This window comes from Thauera sp. 2A1 (assembly GCF_009469595.2).
GTDB lineage: Bacteria > Pseudomonadota > Gammaproteobacteria > Burkholderiales > Rhodocyclaceae > Thauera.
Genome location: NZ_SSXV01000097.1, coordinates 1092 through 1631 on the forward strand (window position 1 = coordinate 1092; position 540 = coordinate 1631).

Here is a 540-nt window from a genome sequence, read left to right on the forward strand (position 1 = left end):
TTTTCTTCAATGACATTTTGGAAGTAATTAATTAACTCATCAACACTTTTGGGTTTATCTTCATCTTCTTCAAATTCCCAATTGAGTTTTTCAGCCATAGCGTCAAAGAAGTTAGTAACAACATTTTCTTCATTATTATCTTCAACCTCTTCTTCCTCTTCTGTTTCTTCCTCAATAGTTTCTTCTTTACGAGGTCTACCAGGCTTACGTTTTGATTTATCTTCAATATCTTCTTCTTCAATTTCTTCTTCCTCAGTATCTTGTTCTTCTACTGGTTTTTCTTTCTTATTCTTTACTTCGATATTGTTATTTTTAATATCTTCCAATTCTTCATCGTCTAGTGATTCAAATTCATCAGCGTTAACATTAATGTTTTCATCAACATTTGAATTTCTAAAACCACCGTCTGGATTAGGGATAAAGCTATCTAGTACAGCTTCAAATCCACCTAATGTCATTTTTTTATCCATAATTAAAATATTTAATTAGATTTATTTTTTCTTCTTTTTACCTTTATTCCATTTAGCAGCATTCTAAGCG

1 protein-coding gene is annotated in these 540 nt (G+C 30.0%); it reads right to left on the reverse strand.

The annotated features are described in order from the left end of the window. The coding region (locus tag GH664_RS22640) for a hypothetical protein (RefSeq protein WP_228111681.1) at window positions 1-458 on the reverse strand (458 nt) is incomplete at its 3' end. Window positions 459-540: the final 82 nt, after the last annotated feature.